Annotated in this window: 2 protein-coding genes and 1 pseudogene; 2 read left to right on the top strand and 1 reads right to left on the bottom strand. The window is 39.1% G+C overall.

Annotated features, from left to right (window positions below; translation table 11 throughout):
- On the bottom strand, positions 1-426 hold a 426-nt coding region (locus VXQ92_RS16000; RefSeq protein ID WP_416682485.1), incomplete at its 3' end, for an acyl-CoA dehydrogenase family protein.
- A 311-nt stretch (positions 427-737) separates the two neighbouring features.
- Here VXQ92_RS16000 and VXQ92_RS16005 point away from each other — a divergent pair.
- Together VXQ92_RS16005 and VXQ92_RS16010 are read left to right on the top strand one after the other, a co-directional pair.
- A pseudogene (locus tag VXQ92_RS16005) lies at positions 738-1,515 on the top strand (enoyl-CoA hydratase).
- 29 nt (positions 1,516-1,544) lie between these two features.
- A partial coding sequence (locus VXQ92_RS16010; RefSeq protein ID WP_416682487.1) for an SDR family oxidoreductase occupies positions 1,545-2,161 on the top strand: 617 nt, incomplete at its 3' end.

A 2,161-nucleotide genomic window follows, 5' to 3' on the forward strand; every position in this document is an offset into this window, starting at 1 on the left:
TTTTATTGCACTGGTTTTTAAAGAGGCAGCGTCAGAGCCAGATTCAGGCTCGGTTAAACAAAATGAACCAATAATTTCGCCACTTGCGTAACGTGGTAAATATTTCTGCTTTTGCTCTTCTGTACCATCAATCAAAATTGCACTTGAGCCAATCCCGTTATTAGTACCAATTAAAGAACGAAAAGCCGGTGAAGTTTGTCCAAGTTCAAATGCAACTCTGACTTCCTCTTCCATAGTGATGCCTAAGCCACCATATTCTTCGGGAATTGTAAGACCGAACAAACCAAGCTCACGCATTTGCTGCACAATGTCATCCGGAATTTTGTCTTTCTCTACCACTTCGTTTTCACGAGGGATCAATTCATTTTTTACAAAATCTCGAATTGTTGAAAGTAACTGCTCCAACATCCCTTCATCACGGATCATCTGTGATCTCCCTTTTTATGTATTTCCATCGTACCCATCAGCCATCTCCAGCTAATCTGGATACCATGTTTTAAATCTTGTTTATTGCGGATGTGTTTCATAGTACGAGAACAAAAATACAAATTTCAAGCTTTTTTGAAAATTAATTTCGTTTAACGAAATTTAAAATTATAGCAATACGTAATATCAATAACTTAGCTATTTTAAAAGATAACAACTACGCTGTTAAAAGAAATAAGACTTGAAATAAATTCCAAAATAAGCATCATAAAAGGAATATAGTTTTGATATGCGAAACAAGGAATTCAAAAATGAGTATGTCAACAGGGAATAATTTCGTAGAAGTCGACTTTTCTATTCAAAAAATAGCGGTTGTTAAAATTAACCGTCCAGAAGCAAAAAATGCTTTAAACGGTGAAGTTCGCAAACAACTCGCACAAGCTTTTACCGAGTTAAGTTTTAACGATGAGATCAATGCGGTTGTGCTCACGGGCGGTGAAGAAGTCTTTGCTGCAGGTGCAGATCTAAAAGAAATGGCAACCGCAACTTCCACAGAAATGTTATTGCGTCATACAGAACGTTATTGGAATGCGATTGCCCAGTGCCCTAAACCCGTGATTGCTGCCGTAAATGGTTATGCATTAGGAGGTGGCTGCGAACTTGCAATGCACGCTGACATTATTATTGCAGGTAAAGGCGCAACCTTTGGCCAACCGGAAATTAATGCCGGGTGCTGGTGGTACACAACGTTTATTCCGTGCTGTGGGTAAATTCCATGCTATGCGCATGATTATGACAGGTGCCATGGTAAAAGCCGAAGAAGCTTATATCATCGGTCTTGTTTCACAAGTCACAGAAGATGACCAAACCATTCCAACTGCGATTCAAATGGCACAAAGCCTCGCAAAAATGCCTCCTATTGCCCTGCAACAAATTAAAGAAGTTGCACTGATGAGCGAAGACGTTCCATTAAATGCAGGCTTAACTCTAGAACGAAAAGCATTCCAGTTGTTGTTTTCTACGGAAGATAAAAATGAAGGCGTTCAAGCTTTTATCGAAAAGCGTAAGCCGTCGTATCAAGGTAAATAATTTAAAACCATAATAACAAAGGAATGAAAATGGCCAGAAAAGTATTGATTAGTGCAGGTGGTTCAGGGATTGGACGATGCATTGCTGAAGTCTTTTTAAACAATCAGGATGAAGTTTTTGTTTGCGATATTAATGCTAAAAGCCTAGAACAATTTCAACAAGATAATACAAAGCTACATATATATACCTGTGATTTGGCTGATCATGAGCAAATTAAACTCATGTTTAGTCAAGCCATTCAGAAACTTGGCGGTATTGATATTTTAGTCAATAACACAGGCATTTCAGGCCCGACCATTGCAGCAGATGAGTTAAGTTTTGAAGATTGGAATACGGTGATTAATTTAAATCTGAATAGCACTTTTTTAATTACCCAGTTAGCCATTCCCTATTTAAAGAAAGCACAGGCAGGCGTGATTATAAATATGTCATCTATTGCCGGCCGCTTAGGCTATCCATACCGATTGGCCTATTCCACTTCAAAATGGGGGCTGATCGGTTTTACCAAAACGCTTTCTATGGAACTCGGTACAGATAATATTCGAGTTAACGCTATTCTTCCGGGTGCAGTCGATGGTGATCGGGTCCAGCGAGTATTACAGGCCCGTGCCGATGTAGCAAATACCTCACTTGAAGAAGTGACTCA

Source organism: Acinetobacter sp. 228, from assembly GCF_048147885.1.